Origin of the sequence: Synechococcus sp. CBW1004 (assembly GCF_015840715.1) — a bacterium.
GTDB lineage: Bacteria > Cyanobacteriota > Cyanobacteriia > PCC-6307 > Cyanobiaceae > Cyanobium.
In genome coordinates, this window is record NZ_CP060397.1 from 955,791 (window position 1) to 978,198 (window position 22,408).

The 22,408-nt window shown below is 63.2% G+C and carries 21 protein-coding genes and 1 pseudogene; 8 read left to right on the forward strand and 14 right to left on the reverse strand.

From position 1 onward, the window contains the following. Nucleotides 1-8 precede the first annotated feature (8 nt). The gene (locus H8F25_RS04645; protein ID WP_197212210.1) at nucleotides 9-386 is read right to left on the reverse strand and encodes a hypothetical protein; all 378 of its coding nucleotides are present in this window, start codon (nucleotides 384-386) and stop codon (nucleotides 9-11) included. 328 nt (nucleotides 387-714) lie between these two features. Here H8F25_RS04645 and H8F25_RS04650 point away from each other — a divergent pair, with 328 nt between their 5' ends. Next, nucleotides 715-1,713, forward strand: coding sequence for an IS5 family transposase (locus tag H8F25_RS04650; RefSeq protein WP_231597096.1), 999 nt, complete (start codon nucleotides 715-717; stop codon nucleotides 1,711-1,713). 359 nt (nucleotides 1,714-2,072) lie between these two features. Here the strand turns inward: H8F25_RS04650 and H8F25_RS04655 are convergent, their stop codons facing one another. The 4 genes from H8F25_RS04655 to H8F25_RS04670 form a co-directional block, all read right to left on the reverse strand. Further along, nucleotides 2,073-3,176 (reverse strand): type III polyketide synthase, encoded by a 1,104-nt coding sequence (locus H8F25_RS04655; protein WP_197212211.1) that lies wholly within the window; start codon nucleotides 3,174-3,176, stop codon nucleotides 2,073-2,075. Continuing rightward, nucleotides 3,167-4,321, reverse strand: coding sequence for an NAD(P)/FAD-dependent oxidoreductase (locus H8F25_RS04660; RefSeq protein WP_197212212.1), 1,155 nt, complete (start codon nucleotides 4,319-4,321; stop codon nucleotides 3,167-3,169). Before H8F25_RS04660 ends, H8F25_RS04655 begins: the two co-directional genes overlap by 10 nt. Beyond that, nucleotides 4,318-5,052: a methyltransferase domain-containing protein gene (locus H8F25_RS04665; protein WP_197212213.1), complete on the reverse strand. Its 735-nt coding sequence runs from the start codon at nucleotides 5,050-5,052 to the stop codon at nucleotides 4,318-4,320. Before H8F25_RS04665 ends, H8F25_RS04660 begins: the two co-directional genes overlap by 4 nt. A gap of 128 nt (nucleotides 5,053-5,180) precedes the next feature. Then, entirely contained in the window at nucleotides 5,181-5,423 is a 243-nt protein-coding gene (locus H8F25_RS04670) for a hypothetical protein (RefSeq protein WP_197212214.1), read from the reverse strand. Nucleotides 5,424-5,450: 27 nt separating this feature from the next. On the opposite strand from H8F25_RS04670, the gene H8F25_RS17575 reads away from it, so the two are divergent. Together H8F25_RS17575 and H8F25_RS04675 are read left to right on the forward strand one after the other, a co-directional pair. After that, nucleotides 5,451-5,627, forward strand: a complete 177-nt coding sequence (locus H8F25_RS17575; RefSeq protein ID WP_231597097.1) for a hypothetical protein — start codon at nucleotides 5,451-5,453, stop codon at nucleotides 5,625-5,627. 363 nt (nucleotides 5,628-5,990) lie between these two features. Further along, nucleotides 5,991-6,326 carry a VOC family protein gene (locus H8F25_RS04675; RefSeq protein WP_231597098.1) on the forward strand — a complete coding sequence of 112 codons (336 nt, stop codon included), beginning with the start codon at nucleotides 5,991-5,993 and terminating at the stop codon, nucleotides 6,324-6,326. Nucleotides 6,327-6,794: 468 nt separating this feature from the next. On the opposite strand, the gene H8F25_RS04680 is transcribed toward H8F25_RS04675, so the two are convergent. Next, complete coding sequence (locus H8F25_RS04680; protein ID WP_231597099.1) at nucleotides 6,795-7,106, reverse strand: acetolactate decarboxylase; 312 nt, start codon at nucleotides 7,104-7,106, stop codon at nucleotides 6,795-6,797. Nucleotides 7,107-7,374: 268 nt separating this feature from the next. Here H8F25_RS04680 and H8F25_RS04685 point away from each other — a divergent pair, with 268 nt between their 5' ends. Beyond that, on the forward strand, nucleotides 7,375-8,916 hold the full coding sequence (locus tag H8F25_RS04685) for an IS5 family transposase (protein WP_197212215.1): 1,542 nt from the start codon (nucleotides 7,375-7,377) through the stop codon (nucleotides 8,914-8,916). Between the two features lie 226 nt (nucleotides 8,917-9,142). Then, nucleotides 9,143-10,672, forward strand: coding sequence for an IS5 family transposase (locus tag H8F25_RS04690; protein ID WP_231596832.1), 1,530 nt, complete (start codon nucleotides 9,143-9,145; stop codon nucleotides 10,670-10,672). A gap of 317 nt (nucleotides 10,673-10,989) precedes the next feature. Here the strand turns inward: H8F25_RS04690 and H8F25_RS04695 are convergent. After that, nucleotides 10,990-12,149 (reverse strand): annotated as a pseudogene (locus H8F25_RS04695) (IS5 family transposase). A 168-nt stretch (nucleotides 12,150-12,317) separates the two neighbouring features. Between H8F25_RS04695 and H8F25_RS04700 the strand changes: the two are divergent. Further along, the gene (locus H8F25_RS04700; RefSeq protein ID WP_231597101.1) at nucleotides 12,318-12,929 is read left to right on the forward strand and encodes a hypothetical protein; all 612 of its coding nucleotides are present in this window, start codon (nucleotides 12,318-12,320) and stop codon (nucleotides 12,927-12,929) included. A 119-nt stretch (nucleotides 12,930-13,048) separates the two neighbouring features. Here the strand turns inward: H8F25_RS04700 and H8F25_RS04705 are convergent, their stop codons facing one another. From H8F25_RS04705 to H8F25_RS04730, 6 genes are all read right to left on the reverse strand, one after another. After that, entirely contained in the window at nucleotides 13,049-13,654 is a 606-nt protein-coding gene (locus H8F25_RS04705; protein ID WP_197212217.1) for a carboxymuconolactone decarboxylase family protein, read from the reverse strand. 15 nt (nucleotides 13,655-13,669) lie between these two features. Beyond that, entirely contained in the window at nucleotides 13,670-14,830 is a 1,161-nt protein-coding gene (locus tag H8F25_RS04710; protein WP_197212218.1) for a thiamine pyrophosphate-binding protein, read from the reverse strand. Between the two features lie 76 nt (nucleotides 14,831-14,906). Next, complete coding sequence (locus tag H8F25_RS04715; RefSeq protein ID WP_197212219.1) at nucleotides 14,907-15,272, reverse strand: AbrB family transcriptional regulator; 366 nt, start codon at nucleotides 15,270-15,272, stop codon at nucleotides 14,907-14,909. 248 nt (nucleotides 15,273-15,520) lie between these two features. Further along, nucleotides 15,521-16,840 carry a glycosyltransferase gene (locus H8F25_RS04720; RefSeq protein ID WP_197212220.1) on the reverse strand — a complete coding sequence of 440 codons (1,320 nt, stop codon included), beginning with the start codon at nucleotides 16,838-16,840 and terminating at the stop codon, nucleotides 15,521-15,523. Nucleotides 16,841-17,580: 740 nt separating this feature from the next. Further along, complete coding sequence (locus tag H8F25_RS04725) at nucleotides 17,581-18,264, reverse strand: response regulator transcription factor (RefSeq protein ID WP_197212221.1); 684 nt, start codon at nucleotides 18,262-18,264, stop codon at nucleotides 17,581-17,583. Further along, a complete protein-coding gene (locus H8F25_RS04730; protein WP_197212222.1) occupies nucleotides 18,249-19,712 on the reverse strand; it encodes a cell wall metabolism sensor histidine kinase WalK in 1,464 nt (487 codons plus the stop codon). Before H8F25_RS04730 ends, H8F25_RS04725 begins: the two co-directional genes overlap by 16 nt. Nucleotides 19,713-19,995: 283 nt before the next feature. Between H8F25_RS04730 and H8F25_RS04735 the strand changes: the two genes are divergently transcribed. Together H8F25_RS04735 and H8F25_RS04740 are read left to right on the forward strand one after the other, a co-directional pair. Next, nucleotides 19,996-20,481, forward strand: a complete 486-nt coding sequence (locus H8F25_RS04735; RefSeq protein ID WP_197212223.1) for a thioredoxin domain-containing protein — start codon at nucleotides 19,996-19,998, stop codon at nucleotides 20,479-20,481. Between the two features lie 77 nt (nucleotides 20,482-20,558). After that, a complete protein-coding gene (locus tag H8F25_RS04740; protein WP_231597102.1) occupies nucleotides 20,559-21,419 on the forward strand; it encodes a cytochrome c biogenesis protein CcdA in 861 nt (286 codons plus the stop codon). Nucleotides 21,420-21,767: 348 nt separating this feature from the next. Here the strand turns inward: H8F25_RS04740 and H8F25_RS04745 are convergent, their stop codons facing one another. Next, nucleotides 21,768-22,163 (reverse strand): hypothetical protein, encoded by a 396-nt coding sequence (locus tag H8F25_RS04745; protein ID WP_231597103.1) that lies wholly within the window; start codon nucleotides 22,161-22,163, stop codon nucleotides 21,768-21,770. Between the last annotated feature and the right edge of the window lie 245 nt (nucleotides 22,164-22,408).

A 22,408-nucleotide genomic window follows, 5' to 3' on the forward strand; every position in this document is an offset into this window, starting at 1 on the left:
GGCAGCGATCACACGTGGAAGGAACAGATGGCCCCTCTCAGAGGAGAGATCGGAGATTGACTGACGCACTGGGGTGTCCCGACCCCTGAACGCTTACCCAGGCGGAACAGTCGGTCATCGGCGGCACGGCGGCTGATGTGCAGAAACAAGGGGATGTCAATGCCGAACTCCTGCTCGAACAAATCCTTCACTCCAGGCGTCTCGCCCAGGCCACAGGCACGGATGGCACGGCCAAGCCCTTGGCGAGGGTAATCCGTGAGCACCGTGAACAACTGGTTCAGGCGATGTTCCTGCAGGGCCTGAACGGGTGTGACGCCACGGATGTGATTGAAGCTGAAATCCAGACAGTGCAGGCTGGTGCCGAGCGAGTTGGCGAGATCCGGCATCTGAATTGGATCAGGGAAATGGAGGCCGAAATAGCGCGAAGCATCGCTCACGACTTGCCGTGGGTTGCTGCAGTCGCGCGGGGTATCGCGATCGGCCCGGTTCTCACCATCCACCACCGACAGAGATGGGTGACACCCAACAGTCACGCGTGCTGAAACACGTGACACCAAGCACGTGCATTCTCCTGGATTCAATCTGCACGGTCGGAGCGCTTGAAGCCACGGGTCGGCAGGTAAGTGGCACACATCGCAATCAGCAGTATTGCAATGTCATCAGGCGACTTAAGGAACCCCTGAAAAACCCGATAGAATCAGTACAGTTCCAATAATGAGACTGGCAGCGGATGGCGGCCCCCTCCAGTTGGGTTTCACGGACTACGAGCAGACCTACGCCAAGAAGAAAACGCGCCGGCAGCGCTTCCTCGATGAGATGGAAGCCACAGTGCCCTGGGATCCTTTCCTGGCCTTGATTTCGCCTGTGTACCACAGGCCTTCTGCCAAGGGCGGGCGCCCACCGTTTCCGCTGGAGGTGATGCTGCGCATCCACCTGCTGCAGCAGTGGTTCACGCTTTCCGATCCCTTGATGGAGGAGATGCTGATCGAGACCCCCTGCTTCCGCCGCTTTGCTGGGATCGACATGGTTGAGGACCGGATCCCTGACGAGACGACGATCCTGAACTTCCGCCACCTCCTGGAAGAGAATCGGATAGCAGAGCAGATCCTGGAGACGGTGAACCAGAGCCTGCGGGAGAAGGGCGTGATGCTTAAGGAGGGTACGATCCTCGATGCCACAATCATCAACGCTCCCAGTTCAACCAAGAACAAGACGGGCGAGCGGGATCCTGAAATGCACTCGGTGGCCAAAGGCAACCAGTGGTTCTTTGGGATGCGGTGCCACATCGGTGTGGATGCAGCCTCGGGTCTGGTCCATTCCGTGGTGAGCACGGCTGCCAACGTCCATGAGCTGAACACGGCACCCGATCGCGTCCATGGCGAGGAACGCGTGATCTACGGCGACTCTGGCCACATCGGCATCGAAAAGCGTGAGGCGTTCAAGGACTGCGAAGCAGAGATGCGCATCGCCATGAAGCCCGGACAGCGCCGAGTTCTACCGGACACCCCAGAGGGAAGACTGCTGGATCTGATGGAGGCGGCGAAAGCACATGTCAGGGCAAAGGTGGAGCATCCATTTCGGATCATCAAGTGCCAGTTTGGATTTCGGAAGGTCTTCTACCGAGGCATCCGCAAGAACAACCTCAAGCTGACGATGCTGTTTGCCCTCGCCAATCTCTGGATGGTGCGCGAACGTTGTCCTTCTACAGCGTAAATGACAGAATAAGTGTGCCATCTTGAGGGTGAGCAGCCAAAAATGATCGGGGAACTCACGAGAAATAAGCCAGTCAGGCCCTGGATTGGAGCACCTGGCGAGTAGCCAAGGACAAAATACCCCACTTGTGTCTCATTGACGAGAATGAGACACGCTTGCGCTCAATTCCCGGTCTTGATCAGAGCTTCCTTAAAAAGACACCTTCTCTCGTCAAGCTTCATTCATTCAGAAGCGTCAATCACTTTGACCTGACCCCGCGGGCGATCAGTGCCGCCACCCGTTCGTTGCTGGGGGGAGTCGCCTGGGCCTGAAAGCCCCTGGGCTCACGAGCGATCCTTCCCTCGCTCGCTTGCCTCGTCTCACGCCAACAGCGCCACCTCGACACAGAGCCCCGGGCCGAAAGCCATCGCCAGGCACGGTGCTGCTGCGCCATTGCGTCGCAGGCGCTCAAGGATGAACAGCAGGGTCGGGGAGGACATGTTGCCGCACTCCCTCAGCACCGATCGGGAGGGCTCGATCAGGGCGGGATCGAGTCCAAGGGTGTCGGTGACCGCCGAGAGGATGCGGGGGCCACCGGGATGCACGGCCCAGCAGCCGATGGCGTCAAGCGTCAGTTGTTGCTCCGCCAACCACGCCTCCAGCCAGGGCCTCAGATGCTGTGCGATCAGATCGGGGACCTGGGGGGACAGACCCATGACGAAGCCGTGATCCTCAATCGCCCAGGACATGGCTTCGCTGCTGTCGGGCACCAGGAGGGAGCCGCTGGCGATCAGGCGACGCAGCCCCAGGGCGGATTCCATCCCAGCAGCTGCCCCTTCCCCGCAGGCCACCAGAGCGGCGGCGCCATCGGCAAACAGGGCATTGGCCACGATCCTGTCTGCCTCCCAGCCGTACTGCAGATGAAGGCTGCAGAGCTCGACGGCGCAGAGCAACACGCAGGCGTTGGGATCGGCGCCGGTGAAGGCGGCCGCCACCCGCAGCCCGTTGAGGGCGGCGTGACATCCCATGAACCCCACATGGGTGCGGGCCACGCTGGGGCGCAGCGGCACGGCGGCCATCAGGGCCAGATCAACTCCGGGCGCATGGAAGCCCGTGCAGGAGACCGTGACCAGGTGGGTGAGGCGTTCGGAGGGAACCTGCGCCTGCTCCAGGGCAGCCCGCACGGCCCGCAGGGCAAGAGGCGGTGCTTGCTGGCTGTAGCGACGCATCCGCTCTCCGGTGCCAGGGCTCGTGCTGCCGAAGAAGCTCTGATCAGGACCGTCGATTGTGCCCATCAGGTCTTCCAGCACGAGGTGGCGCGTAGCGACCCCAGAGCGTCGATGGAGGGTGTCAACAAGCCGGCGCTTGGACGGGGAAGCCTCCTGCTCCGGCAGGGCCACCCGGGCGGCGATCGTGGCGGCGTCGCCCTGGGCCAGGCGATGCGGGGGAAGGGCTGTACCCAGGCCGTGAATCGTCAGGGACATGGCTCTGGGGTGATCCTTTGCAGGTTGGCACCATCGAGATGCTGGAGCAGGGGCGCCGTCAGGGCAGGCCAGCGCTCTGCTGCAGACAACATGGCTCGGCTCAGGCCTGGGCGCCGCAGAGCAAAAGCCAGGCCATGGCAGAAGCGCTGACGCGAGCCGATCAGGCGGGCATGGCGCCGGGCCCATTCCCGCTCGATGCCGTGATCCCATTCCCTTTGTGCCTGCAACACCAGCGGGACGACCGCCAGTGCCCCCACCAGGGCCCAGCCCATGCCCTCCCCCGTGAACGGCTCGACGTAGCCGGCCGCATCCCCCAGCAACAGCAGCCGTTTGGCCGCCGGGGGGATGGAGCGTCGGGTGAGAGCCGGCGTGGCTCGCCAGGGGGAAGTGGTGGCTTCCGGCAGAGGATCAAAGCCTGCCTCGGCCAGCACTTCGGCGGCGGCGGCGGCCGGCCCACCGGCTGCCACCAGATGGGGGCGATCGAAGGCCGCCGCCAGGTTGAGGGCATCTGCTTCGTTGCGCACCAGGCCCACGTAGCCATGCCGGCCGATGGCCATGTGGATCGTGCCGTTGCCGTAGCCCCTCACATCGGCCTTCAGCTCGCAGCCGGCGCCGATCCGGGCCCGGGGGCTGATCCGCGTTTCGATCGGCAGCTCCGGACCCAGAGCGGAGCTCCCCAGGCCCGAGGCCGCAAGCACGACCCGGGCGCTGGTGGTCTGCACATCATCACCGGAACGCAGCCGCACCTCCCGGCCGGCGGGGGAGCAGCCAGCCACGGTGGCCTCGCACGGCGAACGCAACACGGCGCCAGCAGCAACGGCGGCTTCGCACAGGGCCAGGTCAAGGCGCCCCCGGGAGAGTGAGCGGCCCGCCGGCAGGGCGAGTTCCAGCTGATGTCCTTGCAGACCGAGCCGGATGCGTCCGAGTGGAACAGCGCCCAGTTCATTGAGCAGATGGCCCAGTCCCGCCGCCTCCAGCGCCTTGAGGGCCACGCCATTGAGGCAGCTGCCGCAGATCTTCCAGCGGGGGAACGCTCGCTTTTCCACCAGGAGCACCCGCAGCTGCTGACGCACCAACTGGTGGGCGGCCAGCGCACCAGCGGGTCCGGCCCCGATCACGATCACGTCCCACTCGGGAGCGCTCATCGCTCCTGGGGCGAACAGCCCGGTCGTCGCCAACTCAGCAGATATCGCTCCGGCCAGCTGCGCCGCAGCCCAGCCCCTGCCAGACCGGCCCGGGTCGCCAGAGCCCGCACTTCCGACAACTGAAAGGCACCCTGCACCGAGACCGGACCATCGAAATGAACAATCGGGGAGCGACTCAGCAGTCGGCAGCCCGCCCAGGCCAAGCCGTAGCCCAGGGGGCTGCGGATCAGGTCATTGACCAAGACCAGGCAGCGGCTGGCGCCAGCCATTCGCCGCAGCAATTCCAGCGCCTGGTCTTCATCGAGATGGTGCAGAAACAGGCTGCAGAGGATCACGTCATAGTCCTCGGGGATGCGACCGTGGAGGGCGTCGGCCTGGAAGAACCGGGTACCCAAGGCCCGCTCTTCAGCGTTCCGGGTCGCGATAGCCACCGCCTGTGGGCTGATGTCGCAGCCATCGACCTGGATGGCGAGCCCTTCTCGGCGGGCCCGTTCCGCCAGGGCGGTGGTGTTGTCCCCACCGCCGCAGGCCAGATCCAGAACCCGCAGCGGCTTGTCATTCTGTTCCAGGGCCAGGGACCGGATCGGCGCGAACAGGGATCCAACAGCTCCGCTGAAGGCATTGATCCGGCGCAGACCCTGCAGGGCCTGGCTGTGGGCGAGCGGATCGATGCCGGGCTGGTCCATCCACTCGGGTTGCCGGTGCCGCTGGGCCAGGGACGGGAGAAGCATCAGACGGGAATGGGGTGGAGTGTGCTGCGGTTGTGATGTCGAGGGGGGATTGCAACCCAGAGCTCCATCGACCAGCCTCCCCCTCGCTGCCGCATCGCCAGGGCGACTTCAACGGCCATGGACCGACTTCAGGCCGCTGCAGGGCGGCGCTGCTGCATCACGTCGAGGGCTGCCCCGCCGGCAGCCACCACCAGACCACCGCTGAGGGCCAGGAACACCAGGGTCTGCAGCAGCAGCAGGAACAAGCCCAGGGCCGAGAAGGCCGTGATCCGGATCTTGGCCTTGATGAGGAGCGTCAGCAGCAACAGCACGGTGGCCTTGAGGGCCAGCACCTTGGCCGTGGTGAATGGGCAGAACGGGTTCAGAAGCACGGCAGACTGGCAGACCTCCCCATGCTGGTGACCTGTGGTCCATCCCGCGGCTGGCGTTCCACAGGCAGCGCCCACTCCGGGGGACAGGCCTGCCAGCCCTGCTGTCGCTTCTCGCTCCAGAGCCGCAGCGCCTCCTCGCGGCTCAGCTCCTACCGGCGTCACCGCTGCGCAGATGGCTGCGCCTACAGCAGTGGCACGGGCTGATCCGGCAGCAGCTCTCCGCTGGTGATCTCGAGCCGCTGACTCCAGCGATTCCAGAGGTGGGCCGGAAGTGCAGCACCTGGCGGCCGTCGCTGATCCAGGCCTCGCGGGGAGAAAGTGGCGGCCGCTTCCGTGCTCCTGAGCTCACGCCACGTCCTGTGACCAGTCCCGCTGGCGGTGCAGATCCTCGGTCCAGCCCCTGATGCAGATGGCAGACGAGCTGGGGGATGCAGTTCGGCCCCGGGTGGTGCCGTGAGGGGCATCCGGCCGGTGGCACGCTCTTCAGCCATCTGCCGTTGAGCTGGGGATGCCCAAGCAAGAGTCCAGAGCCCTCACAGGCTGGCCGCTGACGATCCCTCTGCACCTGTGCAGTTCTATCGCGCTCTGCTGGGCGTTGAGCCGCAGTCAGGCTTGAGCGCCGCGCACTGGCGCGTGCCGTGGCCGGTCGGGGGCTGGCTGGAGCTCTACGCGCCATCCCGGAACAGGCCGCAGCTGCTCCGGCAGGGTCGCCTGGCGCTTTGTCTGCAATGTCAGGCCGATGGGCCGGGCGCCCTTGCCGTGCTCCAGGCCTGGATCAGCCCGGCCCTGGATCTGGGTGCCACCGCAGAAGATCCGCCGCGTCAGCAACCGTTCGGCGCCGAGACCTGGCTGCAGGATCCGGAGGGCAACCGATTGCCGCTGCTGGTGATCCGATCACCGTGAAGCCCCTTCATGAAGCCCCATTGCCTCCCGTGAAGAGCGGTATCGAAGCTGCTGCAGCCGTTGCCGGCTCTGGCCGGCGGGCCCATTGTGGCTGCAACGGGATTCGGAGGCTCCATTGATGGAAGACACCCCCCCTGAGCACCAGCAAGGAGCGCGCTGACGATCCGGCCCCTGCTCCAACATTCCTGACGGATCACTGATGTTCCTGGCGTGTCATTTCCTGGAGGGGACACACGCCGTCCACTGCACCGCCTGAGGTGCCCCGGACCCAACGGAACGTCCCACTCGACACCTGGCCCCAGGTGCCAGCGCCGGCAGCTCCGCCCACAACTGAAAACCACCGATCTGAAAACGATCAGGCTGTTTCAACGCAAACCATCGCACGGCTGCGCCCGACCCCCTTGGGACGGCACCACGGCTGAGCAGGCAAACGCCCGGGGCCAACGCTCCGGGCTTTGTTGTGTCAGCTCAAGCCTTGTGATCCCCCTCGGCTTTGGCCAGGGCCGCCGCCGGATCGCCGCTGAGATCCGCCTTGAGGAACGCGGGCGATTCCGGTAACACCAGCTGCAGGTGACTCTCGCGGTGCAGCTCAAGCTCCAGCTCCCGGCTCTGCAGCTCCAGCACATGACCGGCATGGCGGTGGTCGTCGCTGAGCAGGTGCAGGTGGTAGCCCGGCACGTTGATCGTGCGGGCATAGCTGGGGGTCCAGAAACCCACCAGGGTGCCGGCCACCTGCTCCAGATCGAACGTCTCGAACACCCCACGGATGCGGATCGCCACGAACAGGTGGCGTTGTCGCGCAGGCCATCGAGCCGGGCAGTGAGATCGGCCCAGCTGGCCACATCGCGCAGGGTGGCCTGGTGGTCAGCCGCAAAACAGGGTCGGACAAAGGCAGTTGCCGCAACAGCTCTCGCCTGTCTCGATCCAGTAATTAGGGCCTGCTGAGAATCCCAGACCCACTGCCCCGCAGTTGATTCCAACAGGAATCTCATGATAGGATGGCCTGTAATCAGCCATTCCTGGCTTAGAAGAACCTGCTGACACGCAAATGTACGTTTTTCAGCACACCGGTCAGCTGTCGATTGAGGAGTTTCACTCGCCCTTTGGCGGGAAGCTCGATCCCAACAACCGCTGGGTTCTGCTCCACAAGTTGATTCTGTGGATTCAACTGGAAAGCCACTACGCGCCCCAGTTCAGCGCCAAGACAGGAGCCCCAGCCAAGCCCTTCCAGATGGCGTTCGGTGCGCTCTACATCCAACGACGATTGGGAGTGACGGATCGAGAGACGGTGGAGCTGATCACGGAATCACCCTATCTGCAATTTTTCATTGGCTTGAGCGGTTACCAGCCCCTGCCGCCGTTTGACGCCTCCATGATGGTGCACTTTCGCAAGCGAATTGGCCCTGAGCTGATCAAGGTCTGCAATGCTATGACCAAGGCCAACGGGATCGCAATGATTCAGGAGATGCTCGCTACTTGCGAGCAGGAAGACGGCATGACTGCAGAGGATCACAAGCAGCTTGCGGCCATTGAGGAAGAGCTGGGGGTGAAGCCAGCATCGCTCGATCCTGGCAGCAACTGGGGAACTCTGATCCTTGATGCAACCTGCGTGCCTGATGACATCCCCTACCCAGTGGACTTGAGGCTGCTTGCTGAGTCCCGGGACACAACGGAGAAGGTCATTGACGAGTTGTTCAAGCAGTTACAGGGCAAGATTCCCCGCAAGCCGCGCTGCAATAGCGTAAAAGCTCATAACCTATTCCTGGTTATCATCAAAAAGAAAAAGCCAAGCCGTGAGGAGATCCGGGAGGCGAAACGCTTCCAGCTCAACGAGATCAGCCGTAATCTCAGAGCAATTGACGGCATGATCTATTGCGGTGCAGAGCTTTCGGGGCTTGGTTCACAGCTGTACCGCAAGCTGCTGATCGCCAGTGAAGTCGCCCGGCAGCAACAGGAGATGTATAACGCTGACAGCCGGCGCATCGATGACAGGATCGTGAATCTGATGAAGCCACATGTAAGACCGATCGTGCGAGGCAAGGCGGGCAAGAAAACCGAGTTCGGGGCCAAGATTTCAATTTCTGATGACAATGGCTTTGTCGATGTGGATCGGATCAGCTGGGACAACTACAATGAAGCCAACGATCTGATCACACGTGCCGAGCAATACAAGGAAGAGCGAGGATACTACCCGGCCCGGATCTGTGCCGATTCAATCTATATGACATCTGGAAGCAAGAAGTTCTGTGAGGCTAATAAAATCAGAGTCAGCGGCCGCCCACGCAAGAAGCAGGTCGAAGCCGAGGTGCAGACAGCAGAGCAGCAAGAGCTGTTCAAATCAGACATGAGAAAGCGTTCCGTGATCGAGGGAAGAATCGGGACGGGCAAGCGGAAATACGGACTGGATCGAATCCTAACCAAGTTGGTTGAAACATCAAGAACAGTGATCACGATGGCGTTCTTTGTCATGAATGTCGAGAAGATCATGAGGCTACTGCGCCTCTTGTTCGCTATTTTTGTCTCTGTGTACATCCTGATGCTTGGTTTGTGCACTGTCCGGTGCCGTCCAGCGCTTCTGTGGGCTGCTTAGTCAGCTTCCAGGAGTAAAACTGCGGTCACCACTGCTCGGGCGTGCGGGCCAAGAGATCCGCCTTTGACGCGCCGGAAAAGCCCACAATCGAAATTCAGCAAGCTCTAATTAGGGCTTCCTGAATAAGGGCAGATCCACTGCAGTGCAATGGATCTCGGCAGTTTCTGACGGTAAAATGTGCGTGAAAGGGCTGATCTGAGCCCAAAAGCGGTCCGGAGTTTTCCACATGTATCGGCGTGAGCATCGTTATCAGCTCTCGTTCGAAGACTTCTTCCTGCCGTTTGGCGGCAAACTCTCCGGTGATAATCGGTGGATCAAGCTGGCTGAGCTCATTCCGTGGGATGAACTGGAGGACGACTACGCAGCGCAATTCTGTAAGGGCTTTGGAGCACCGGCAAAACCCTTTCGCATGGCACTGGGTGCCTTGATCATCAAGACCCGTCTCGGGCTCACGGATGAAGAACTGGTGGAGCAGATCAAGGAAAACCCCTATCTCCAGTTTTTCATTGGCTTGGAAGCGTTCCAGTCTTCGGCGCCGTTTGATCCATCGATGATGGTGTATTTCCGCAAGCGCTTGCCAGAAGCGATTGTGAATGAATGCAATGAAAGGATTGTGCGCCACGGCCTGAAAATGATTCGCTCATCAGATCCCCAGGGCACAGGGGATGACGACGGCAGTGGCGGATCGACCAGTCCTCCCGACCAACCAAAGCCATCCTTGCAGAAGCAGCCGAATCAGGGTTCACTCTTGATCGATGCCACCTGTGCGCCGGTGGATATCCGTCATCCCACCGATCTATCCCTGCTCAATGAAGCCAGGGAGGTGACTGAGATCCTGATTGATGCGATGCATCCCCAGGTCAGGGAACGCTTCGGCTACAAGCCGCGTACACACCGCAAAAAGGCGAGGCAGCAGTTTCTTGCAGTGGCCAAAAAGAAGAAGCCAAGGATCAGCAAGATCCGCAAAGCGATCAAGCAGCAGCTTGGTCACCTCAAGCGGAATCTGGCAAGCGTTGACGCCCTGATCGCCTGTGGTGGCAGCCTTCTGGCCGCCGGACGGCATATCTACCGGAAGTTGCTGGTGATCAGCGAGCTGGTCCGCCAGCAGACTATTCTCTATCACGCAGACAGCAGAAGCATCCCAGATCGCATCGTCAGCCTCTGCCAGGCACATATCAGGCCGATTGTCCGCGGGAAAGCTCGTTGCAATGTTGAGTTCGGAGCCAAGATCTCAATCTCTGTCACCGGCGAGGGATTCACCTTCCTCGATCGCCTGAGTTATGACCCCTACAACGAAGGAGAAGACCTCAAGGGTCAAGCGATTTCCTATCGGCGTCGCCATGGTCACTATCCGATGGTGATTTGTGCTGACCAGATCTACCGCACAAGATCGAACCGTGCCTTCTGCCAGCGCCATGGAATCCGTTTGAGTGGCCCGCGACTTGGACGGCCGAAGAACGATCCTGAATTGGTGGCTGCCGAGAAGCAGCAGTTCATCGATGACCAGCGCCAAAGGAATGCCGTTGAAGGCAAGATCGGCCAAGGCAAGAGGCGTTTTGGACTGGGCCTGATTCGTGAGAAGCTCGCTGTGACCCAGGGTTCAACCATTGCACTCAATATTCTGGTGATGAACCTCGAGAAGCTGCTGGAGCTTCTTTTTGTTCTTTTTGCGTCCTGGCTGCAACTTCTCCTGTGCAATCAACCAGGCAAGGGGTCCCCATTCGTGTGTGTGAGCACTCATCTCAGCCCCACATGAACGGCCAGTCTCCGCCTCACTCAGGCTCGGCTCTTTGACAGCTTGACCTCCCTCTCACTTTCTCAGGAAGCCCTAATTACCCGGGGATCTGGGAGCACTAGGTCGCAGGTTCGAATCCTGTCGCCCCGATTGACGCTTTTAGGAGTTTGCGGAAAAACCGTCAGAAACGCCGCGTTCCTCCCTCGCGTGATCTGATTACGCGCTGTTCGGGCTGGATTCGTTGATTCAGCGGTTCAGAACGCCAGATTTCAGGCGTTTTGCCCCGTTGGGGCTTCCTGGAAGCCGCCTCGTTGGCACACCTCTGGGCAACCACCTGTTCATGCCGCCGCCATCGCCGGTTTGAGCAGGTTGCCCAGCCGGATCAGGTTGTAGGCGATCACGTGCAGGCCAAACACTGCACCCACCTTTTCGGTGCCGCGCAGCTTGAACTGACGCAGACCGCCCCACTGCTTGATCCAGCCAAACACCTTCTCGATGCCGCGGCGGGCATTGATCGACTTGCCGTAGCCCTCATGGCGAGTGGTGCGGCCATCAATGGCGGAACCACCAGAGCGAGCAGTGTTCTGAGCCACGTGAGGTGTGACTCCGATGCGGCGCATCTCTGCGACAAAGCCCCTGGTGTCGTAGTTCTTGTCGGCACCGATCGTTTTCTGGTGGGCACCGGGACGATCTGCCGCCATCACCTTGGCGGCATCCCGCTCTCCGGTGCCCGTCGCTTGCGTGACGCGACAGTCGACGATCAGGGCATGGCGGTTGTCCATGAGCACGTGCCCCCGGTAGCTGGGCAACGCCGGATGGGCCTTGGATTTGCGGCACAGCAAGGCATCCGGATCGACGCCGGAGCGATGGGTCTTGTTGCTGAGCTTGATGCCGCGGAAATCCCCTTTCGCCCGCTTCCTGCCGGGCTTTGGAGCACCAAAGCCCTCGCCAGGGCCCGATGGCGGCGGCGGCGGATCGTCCTGCCCATCAATTCGCTCCAGCGAGGCATGGGACGCCCAGGCCTGCAGCAGGGTGCCATCCACCGAGAAGTGCTCATCGCTGAGCAGCGGCCTGACCTCCGGCGCACCCATCAACTTCTCCAGGAAGCGCCCCATCACCTCCTCGTTGAGCAGCCGCTCGCGGTTCTTGGTGAACGTTGTCGGATGCCAGATCGGATCATCCGGGCTGAGACCCACGTAGCCGCAGGCCCGGCGAAGCCGTAGCAGCGAAAGAGCAGGTTGTAGTGGAGCTGCTCCAGCAAAAGACGCTCCGAGCGGATGCCATAGAACGCCTGCAGCAACGAGGCCAGAAGCAGCTGCTCGGGCGGCACCGATGGCCGGCCTTCTGAGGCGTACAGCGCGCAGAAGGTGGGATTGAGTCGATCAAGGGCCTGATCGGCCAGCTTGCGGATCCGCCGCAGCGGATGACTGGCCGGAATCCGATCCTCGACCGAGACGTAGGAGAACAGCGAGCCGGTGCGCTCCTGTCGACCTCGCATCACAGGGTGGGCGGTTGCCCCATTTTCGCAGGGATGGGCGGGTTTTTCAGCGAACTCTTAGGTGCGGCACCGCCCCCCGGTTGGGCGGGGGATGGACGGCTCTCCCAGAGCATTGCTGCAGATCCTCAACGCATGGGCCAGCGGTGCCGCCGCATCGATGGTGTCGCCATGGCAAAACACCCGTTGGAGGTCCTCATCGTCGCCGTTTGCGCCGCTGAGGACGCCAGGCCGCAGGATGGCCAGGAGCATGGCCCAGCTGCTCGAAGAGCAGATCAGGGCCTAAAGGTCAGTGATAACCTGATGGCGCAGGCGGAGCTTTATTCCATGTCCATAGACATTCGCTCTTCGGGCGCCATTCTGAGGATCCTCAATCGGATCGCGTTGGTGGATGGTCATCTCTCGCCTGAGGAGGAGCATCTGCTCGATTCACTCGCGCAGCAGTACAAGCTCCAGGCCAAGATCGTGTCCTGGGAGCAGGAGCTCGCCGATCCCTCCAGGATCACTGCTCTGGCCTCCATCGTCGCGACTGAGCATCACGCCCTTCTGCTCAAGAGCGCCTATATGGTGGCCGGCATCGCCAGGGATAGCCGCGAGGACACCTACATCGGCACCGAGGAGGATGCTCTGCTCAAAGAACTGGAGTCGGTGCTTTCTCTCACAGCAGCTGAGGGGGCCACCGCCCGCCAACAGGCAACGGCGGAACTCGAAAGGCAACCGTCGCTCTGGCAGGTGCTGTACGCCTGTTTCGGTTCCCAGTTTGAGTGGCCGTTGCTGGGTTGATCGTCTGTCCCGTCAGCATTACGCGGGTGGGTTGTCCTGTTGGCTCTGCTGCAGCTCTGGTGCGCAACGTGAGTCTGGAGCAGCACCTCGGCACCATGAATGCCACCGGCTCGCAACCGTCAGCCACTCCCGGACTCTGTGCCTGCTTCCAGGCCGGGCACCGCCTGCAGAGCCGGTTCCAACGGCACCTGAAGGGCGTTGTTGGTGAGGGCGAAGAGCACGTACTGCGACACCAGGGCGATCAGATCCAGCAGGTCGCGAGGGCTGAGATGGCAGCCATGGAGCGCCCAGACGTCTGGAGGAATGGTGCGCTCGTTCACCAGGGCATCGGTGAGCACCAGCAGGCCCTGTTCACGGCCTGGAAAGTGCTCAAATCCGCCGCTGCGCAGCCATTCCAGTTCAGCTGTGGTGATCCCGAATTCACGGCCCACCTTCACGTGGTGGCGCCACACGTAATCGCTTTCGTAGAGCACGCCCATGCGCAGGATCACCAACTCCTGCTCCCGCCCATTCAGGGCCATGCCTGTCTTGCCAGCCACCCACCAGGCGAGGAAGCCATCGAGCAACTCTGGGCTATGGAGAAGCTGGCCCAGCACCTGGCGAGGAAATCCCTCTCCCTTCAGGCCAGCGCCCGGAATGCGCTCCAGGGTGGCGCGGGCGGCGTCGCTGAGTTCCTCGATCGGTCGTGGTGGAATGCGGGGGGTGGATTCGCAGGGGTGCAGCATCGCTCTGGAGTGGTGTCAGGGGCCATGGCTGGCGATCCAGTCACGGAATCGCCGGGCCAGAGGGGCCAGATTCGCGGAACGTGGGGTGGCCGCTGTGGTTGGCACCGCGACCCGGGGATGGGGGAAGGGGCCTGGGGGATCCACCGGGATCGTCACCACCCTGGCAAGACGGCGATAAGCGGAAGCCAGGGGCAGGCTGCTTGGGGATCCGACGGAGGCGCCGACGCCGTTGTCCAGCACGTACCAGTGCAGGTTGGCGGGGCTCCGGTGGAACAGGTGATCCTTCATGGCGCTCATCTGAGCATTCTGATCGCCGTCCACCACCACCACCTCGAGATCGGGACGGCTGCAGGCCAGGCTCCAGCCGATCGCGAGGGTGCCGCCCATGTAACCCACGTTGTAAAAGTTGCCCGGTCGGTCACCAACGGCCTGGGCTGCTCTCGCCGTGTAGCCGTTGCTGAAGAGCACCGCAGCATCGGGGTGAGCCGCCAGGATCGCCGCGATCGCCGCATCCCGGTCTGGAGCGCTGCTGCGTGATCCGTCCAGGGTGGCAGGGCTGGAAGTGCCTCCAGTGGCCTCGTCGCTCCACCACTGCCGGTCATCAGCGGAGGTGACAGCTTCGGCTGGGCTGGCGATGAACGCGGCGGGCGAGAGCTGCAGAACCCCTCGACCACCCTGTCGGGCAGCCTGGATTGCCGATGCAAGCCCCTGCAGCGGGTCCTCCAGTCCATGCCGATCACCGGTGATCACGGCCTCAGGCCCGAACACCTCCGCCACCAGCGCCTGAGTGCGACGGCCGATGGCCTGGTGGGGCTCGCTGACATCGCTGGCGTCATGACCGCGCCAGGTGATGAGTGCCACCAGGGGCAGGTCGAAGACCTCCGCTCCGGCGCAGGAGATCAGACCATCCGCGGCATTGGCCAGGCCGGAATTCTGCAGGTGGATCAGCGCCGGCTCGCCCGTGCCGAACCAGTGACCGATGGCCAGGCCCACCAGATTGCCCTCATGGGTGGTGGGTTGCAGTCGCAGTGCGCCGTGTCGACTGGCCTCGGACGCCAGGGCCGCCCAACCGGCGGTGACGGTGCAGGGCACCGTGAAGATCGTGCGGATCCCACCCTGGCCCATGGCGGTGAGCAGATCCTGATCCGTGGGCCTGGGGGTGGGGGGGCTCTCCATGCTCGGAACCAGGGACCTGTGATCAATGCAGCGAACGGACTGGCCGGCTGGCCCGATGATCAGTCCGCCAGGGCCCTCACTCCTCCTCAGCCGCGCCCAGGGGGATGAGCTTGATCTGCTTGCGGCCGAGCTTGATCTCGAATTCATCGCCCGGCTGCAGACCCAGCTGGGCGGTGTAGGCCTTGCCGACGAGCAGGTTGCCGTTGAACTGGACCTTGGTGACGTAGCTGAGCTGACGACCCGGTCGTCCTTTGCCGCCGACACTGCCGGTACCGAGGTTCATCCCTTTGGCCTCCAGCAACGCCTCATAGAAGGCCGTGAAGTTGAGGCGCTCGCTGCCGTCCTTCTTGGTGCTGACGTAGCCGCAGCCACGCACCAGGTCGGACTTGGAGACTTCGCCGAGATCCTTGACTTTGGCGAGCAGATCAGCACCGGTGAGCATGATGTGGGGATTGAGTGATGGGAACACCCTAATTGCCAGACGTCACACGGTGATCAACCACTGGGTGATCGGCCTTCGCTGAGACCCACCTGTTGCGACTGAGATCTGCTTAGGGGGTGAGTCCTTGATCGCACTGCGCAGCGGCGTTGCTGCATTTCTTCAGGGGCTGTAGCGCAACCGTGTGGTGGAGATCATGCCTGACCCGGTTCAGAACGGCTCCGATGGATCCATCCCTCGGTTTCCATGGATCATCGGCTGCTGCCGCCGAGGTGCGCCTCGATCGCATGAACCGTGCTGGCCACCCCATCTTCGCGGCAGAGCAACTGTTGCAGCTCCTGTGCCCGTTTGCGGAAGCATGACTCGCCTGCCAGAGCCCGGAGGCTGGTGGCGAGGGCCTCGGCGCTGAGCGTGCTGAGCCGGTGTGTGGCAGGACTGACCCCAAGCCGCTCCAGCGTGCGTCCCCAGGCGGGCTGATCCGCAAAGAAAGCCACCACCGTCGAGGGGATGCCGTAGCGAAGGGTGGCGGCGGTGGTGCCGGCGCCACCGTGGTGAATCGCCGCCTGCACCCTGGGAAACAACCAGCTGTGCGGGCAGTCCTCCAGCAGAAACACATCCGCCGGCAGGGCCATGCGGGGCTGCACCCGGCCCCAACCAGGCGAGAGGATCAGGCGTACTCCGGCCCGTTGCGCGGCCTCCACCATGACATCTGCCAGCGCCCCAGGATCACGGCAGATCATGCTGCCGAAGCCGGCGTAGAAGGGAGTGGGGCCCTTCGCCAGAAACGCGGCGAGATCCCGATCCGCTCTGTAGTCCGCGGGCAGGATCGCCCCATCGGCGGAGCGGGGCTCGAGGAAGCAGTAGCCGGTGAGCGAGGCGCTCGCTTTCCAGTCTTCCGGCTGGGGCAACACCTGAGGGCTGATCAGATGCAGCACCGGGGGATCCACCAGGTGTGCGGGTGGCGTGCGGCGGCTTTGGGCGCCACCCCAGGGGAGGGGATCCAGAGCCAGGCGCGCGCGACGAAAGTCCTGAATCACCCGGGCGTCCTGCCGCCACTTGAGCAGGCTGACCAGCCGGTAGCTGCTGCGGTTGAGGCGGCGTCGCAGACGACGACGGGGGCCGCGACCTCTCGTGCTGGTTGGTGATGCGGGAAAGCCCAGGAAAGGAAAATCACCGGTGGCCATGATCGGCATGGGGCTGAGCACCACCAGCGGGCAGCCAGTGGCCTCGGCCAGGTGGTAGCCCCACAGGCAGAGAGGCGAGACCAGCAGCAGATCCGTTCCTTCCATGGCGTCATGGGCTGTGGTCAACAGCTCACCGAGCAGCCCATCGGAAATCAGGCGCACAGGTTTGCCCTGCATCAGGGCCAGGCCCGTCTCCGATCTCAGCAGGGTGGTGAAGTCGCCAGGCAGGGGAACGAATGGCAGCGCATGCTCCTCAGCTGCAGCCTGGAAATTGACACTGCCGATCAGGGTCACCTCATGACCGCGGCGCTGGAGTTCCAGGAGGATGGCCAGGTAGGGCTGCAGGTCTCCCCTGGAACCAATGGAGATCATCCGGATCCTGGCCATGGGAGACGTCGCTGCTGCCGCGTGATGCTGCACGATTACGCCGGCAGCTGCTGCCATCACGGCATGGAATCGGTAGCGACGCCCGCCAGGGGTGGTGCCATCGGGGATCACGGCAGACGTGTGCCCACGCCTGAAGTCCCAGGGGCGCGTGATACCTCCTTGCACCTGCCACACCCCAAGGCGGAAGCGGCTGGCCCTGACAGGGAAGGCGCCCCGTGGGGGGCGCCCTGGCACCGGTTGGGGTCGTTGCTTCCTCACACCAGAAGCGACCGATCGGGTGTCTGTCGTTCACGCATCGCCTGCCTTGTGCCTGACAGGAGAGGAAATGGGATCACGTCTCTGGGAAGAGATGCTCGGAGCTTGACCTTCTCAGTTGTGATCCCGACTCGGGCTATGCAGCCCTGAGGTTCATCATGCGGGATTCAGAACTGGCGTATCGCTCTCTGCGGCTACGGGATGGCGTTCTCGCTGCGCCACCGAGTTCACCTGGTTGGTCAGCAACCATTCGTTTCACTCGCACCTCCGCGATGCACACCGGCTCGGGTGATCCCTGGCCGGACTCTGTTGGAGGGTGAGGGTCGGGTTGGCTCCCGGGCCTCCCCTCAACTTCAAGGTAAGGCCCCTGGCTGCGGCTGGTGGCTCCAGTCAGTTCCTGTTCCCGTCTGTGATGTGGCGGTTCTGCGAACTGTCAGGCTGCAGGCTGCGCCGCCCTCATCCCCACCCCACGGAGAAATGCACGCTCAGATCGGGCCGCGCAGCACGTAGCCGACGCCCCTGACGGTCTGGATCAGGCGCTCCGCCCCATCGTCCTCCAGCTTCAGCCTCAGAGCCCGCACATAGACCTCGATGATGTTCGACTCACCCAGGAAGTCGTAGCCCCAGACGGCCTTGAGAATCTGATCCCGGCTCAACACCTGCTGGGGGTGGCGGCAGAAGTGCTCGAGCAGGTCGAATTCCTTGGCGGTCAGCTCGATCCGGCGCTTTCCACGGTGCACCTGACGTGCCAGCACATTCAGCCTCAGGTCCTCAAAGACGAGCTCCGACGGAGCTGCATCCTGCCGTTTGCGCAGCTGGACCTTCACCCTGGCCAGCAGCTCTTCGAGACTGAACGGTTTGATCAGATAGTCATCGGCCCCGGCATTCAGCCCCTCGACCCGATGGGTGATCTCATCCCTTGCGGTGAGCATGATCACAGGCGTCCTGATGCCCGTGTGGCGCAGCCGCAGGCAGAGGTCGAGTCCCGAGAGACCCGGCAACATCCAGTCGAGCAGGATCAGGTCGGGTTTCAGGCTGCGCGCCATCTGCAGGCCGCTGATGCCATCGGCGGCGGCCTCCACCGCGTAGCCCTCGATCCGCAGTTCCGAGACGAGCAGTCCCGCCAGATTGGCGTCATCCTCCACAACCAGAATCAAGGGCTCACCCATGGCTGCCAGCGTGGAAGGACGATCGTGAACACGCTGCCCTGGCCGGGGCTGGAGCGCACCTGGATCGTGCCACCCATCGCGTCGAGCAGCGCCTTGACGATCGCAAGGCCGAGGCCTGAGCCGTCGCGTCCGCGGGTCATGCCCTCACTCACCCGGTAGAAGCGCTCGAAGATGCGTTGCTGCTCGCTGAGCGGAATGCCCAACCCCCGATCCTGCACCTGGATCTGGGCATTGCTGCCTGAGGCTGTCAATCGCAGATCAATTGCCGCCTCGGGCTGGGAATACTTGACGGCATTGTCGATCAGGTTGAGCAGCACCTGCTGCAGCCGGGCAGGATCCGCCGCGACCAGCACGGTGTCGTCCGGCAGCTGCAGCCGGATCGGTCGGCGGCTCACCTGCTCGGCCATGGCGGCGGATTCCGCCAGCAGCGCATGCAGATCCGTGGGCTGGCTCGCAACGATCAGCTGACCGCTGTCGGCCCGTGCCAGCTCCAGCAGATCACCAAGCAACTGGATCGCCCGCTCGGTTTCCGCCCGGGCCGTGTCGACGGCCTGCCGCTGGTCGGCATCGAGATGGGCACTGCGGCGCTGCAGGCTCTGCAGGTAACCGGCCACGATCGTGAGCGGCGTGCGCAGTTCATGCGACACGTTGCCCATGAAGTCCCGCTGCTGCTGCCAGGACACCGCCAGGCGGGCGAGCATGGCGTTGAAGGCCCGCGCCAGACCGCTCACCTCCGCAGGCGCCTGATCGAGTTCCAGCCTGGCGACCTGCAGTGCATCCGCCGACACCGCTGCCGCCACCTGGCTCATCTGCCGCAGCGGTGCCACCGCCATGGAAATGCGCGCACTGATCGCCGCGATCAGCAGCAGGGCCACCACCGCACTGAGCAGCAGCAACTGCCCGAGCCGTGCCTGCAGCTGCATCTGATCACCGGTGATGTCGCGGGAGAGCACCAGCTCGCCCACGGACTGCCCGTTCACCAGCAGTGGAGCGGCACAGAGCACGATCCGATAGGTCCCAAACCGAATCACCTGGGGGTGCGCCGGCATCGTCATCAGGGAACGTGCCAGCTGCGCCTCCGGGATGCGGAGATCGAAGTTGGCGGAGTGGCCGAGCAGCTCACCGCGGCGATCCTTCACCCACACGACCAGTCCTGGCGCGCCCACCTTCTCGATGGTGCGGTCGACACCATCTTTGAGGTTCTGGGTCTGCAGATGCATCGCCAGCTGCTCAGGGAATCGGGCGGCGATGTAGTCAAGCGTCTGCTTGTGGCCGGCAATCAACAGTTGTTCCAGCTGCCAGCCGGCCCAGATGCTCAGCGTGCTGAGGCCCAGCAGGGAGATCACCAGCAGCTCCAGGGTGAGGCGCAGCTGCAGGGAATCGTGCGCCGGAGTCAGGCGTCGCAGCCGCGACCACCAGCTGCTGGTTGCCGAGCGGAATCGGGACATCGACCTCGTGCATGACATGGGCAGCCGCTGCCCTGGGACAGCGACGCTGCCTGCAGGATTGCACCCTGCAACGATCAGGTGCTGGAGCCGAAGACGGCATCGCCTCGCTCACCGGCGCAGGCGCACCGCCGACATCCCTCATCGGGCCTGCACTTCAGAGGTGTGCGACCCCATGGTCGCGGCTCCGGCGACCTGGCGTTGTTGATCAGATCCGCATCGCCGCTTCATCTGAGGCTCATCTGGGCTCTGTTCACTGTGGGTGTCACTCCCTGGAGGCTTCACGATGCCGCGTCCACTGTTTCCGCTCGCCATCGCTGTGCTTCTGGGAAGCCTGGTTCCCATCCAGGCTCCCGAGGCCTCGGCCGCAACGCTCCAGCAGCCTGCCCAGGCCAGGATGGATGCTGCTCTGGCTTCAAGCCCGGCAGGCCCCCTTGCCAGACAGCTGCAGGGCAAACCGGTGGTGGTGGACGTCTACGCCAGCTGGTGTCCGGCCTGCCGCAACATCGCACCGACCCTGGCGCAACTGCGCCAGACCTATACCAACCGCGTGCATTTTGTGGTGTTTGATGTGAGCGACAAGGCCAAGACCGAGGTGTCCATGGCCAACGCCCAGCGGCTGGGTCTGGCGGGCTTCCTGAAGGCCAACCGGACCCAGACGGGCCTGGTGGCGATCATCGATCCCGCCACCGGCAAGGTCCTTGCCCAGCATCGCAACAATGCCGATGCCTCGGCTTACACCACCGTGCTGAACAAGGCCCTGTCGAAGTGAGCGCAGGCCATGGGTTGCCTTGTTCAGTCCCCTGGCACCCGGTCATTCTCGCCTCGTGTCCTGGTCTCTTCCATGCCATGACTCTCCCCTCCTTCCGCACGCGAACCCCGGCGGCCCCCACGCCCTGGCGGTCGTTCGCCATGCCACGCCTGCTGCCAGCGCTGGCATTGGGCCTGCTCACTCTCGTGGTCGTCGTGGGCTTGGGCCCACAGCTCAGCCGCCCGCTGGAGTGGATGATCGGCATCGCGGAGAACCGCTATCAACGCTGGTTTGACGCCCAGGACACCAGCCATCCCGTCCTGCTGCTCAGCCTGGCCTTCGGCGGCGGACTGCTGGCCAGTCTCTCCCCCTGCATCCTGGCCCTGCTTCCGGTGAACCTCAGTTACATCGGGACGTTGAAGCTGACCTCCCGTCGCGATGCCTTTCTCAAGGCGGCTCAGTTCGTGCTGGGGGCGGTCACGATCCTGAGCCTCTTCGGATTGGTGTCGTCGTTTGCTGGTGCCGTTCTCATCGATTTCCGCGGCTACTTCAACATCGGCGTGGGGCTGTTGATGGCGCTGATGGGCCTGGGTCTGGCGGGTTGGATCCGCCTGCCCCTGCCGCAGTGGCAGCTCGACACGCCGATCACCGGGCCCTATGGGGTGGGACTCGGCTTCGCCCTGGTGAGCTCCCCTTGCGCCAGTCCCGTGCTGTTCGCCGTGCTGGCAGCGGCTGCCGCTTCGGGCTCCCAGGTGTTGGCTGTGCTCACGATGGTCAGCTATGCCCTCGGCTACACGGCCCTGATCTTCCTCGCCAGCCTGTTCACCGGTCTGGCCAGGACCAGCCGTGGTCTGCTGCAGCACTCCGAGGCCATCGTGCATTTCGGCAGCCTCGCCCTGGTTCTCACGGGTCTGTACTACTTATGGATCGGTGCCCATTGGTTTGTGGGCAGCGGATGAACACTTCCCTTCGCATGCCGAGCACCACAACGCGGAGAGAGAGGACCCGTCCAACGCCTCCTGCGGACCTGGGCGGGTCTCCACCCGATGGGCGCCATGAAGCGGCAGTGCCGATGAAGGCGATCGTGAGTGATGCGCGTGAGGTGCTCTGGGTGGCGTTGGAGCAGGTGGATCGAGAGGCCTCCCGGCTGGAGGAGACCCGCACCAGCGGTGCGGGTCGGGATCTCCATCAGGGCCGGATCCCGCCAGAGCTAACGGGCGGGGAGCATGTCGATGCCGTGCCTGCGCAGGTTGGCCTCAGGTCTGGCGGGATCGATGGTCTGACCCTGCTCGATCAGGTTGAGCGCCTCAGCTCTGGCCCCAGCACAGCTTCGGGTTGGTGGTGGTGAGCAGCATGCCGGTCATCGGCACGTTGGTCGTCAGCAGGGTGTAGCTGAACTCACTGGGACGCACACCGGTGGGGTTGGCGCACAGGAATGTGGCCCCGTTGGTGTTGGTGGTCGTCTTGGTGCTGATTCCGTAGAGCTGCAGCAGGTTCACCATGGAAGCATCGTAATTCACCTCGCCATCGCTGCTGCCAAGGAACAGCTGGGAGCGGCTGCTGCCGCAGCGGGCCTTGGATGTGGTGACATTGGGATACAGGGCCGCAGAGGTATAGGTCACATCAAAGATCAAACCCTGGGGTGTGTCGGAGGTGCCTTGGATCGACAGAATGGCCACCGCGGTGGGGTTTGCCTGCTTCACGAACACCTGCTGAGGGATGAATCCCTTGAGATCAATGGCCTTGGCGCCATCTGCGAATAGAATTGACGCAGCCGAGATGGACGTGGTGACTGCAACCGCAATGGCGCGCGATGAGGAGTGACGAAGCATGAAAAATTCGCTTTCAAATTCAGCGTGCCACTGAGATTGTCTACTGATCATCGGCTCTCATATTTGGTTACATTCCTGCCAGTCAGTCCAGTTCGCCTCTTGTTGTTCACTGACGC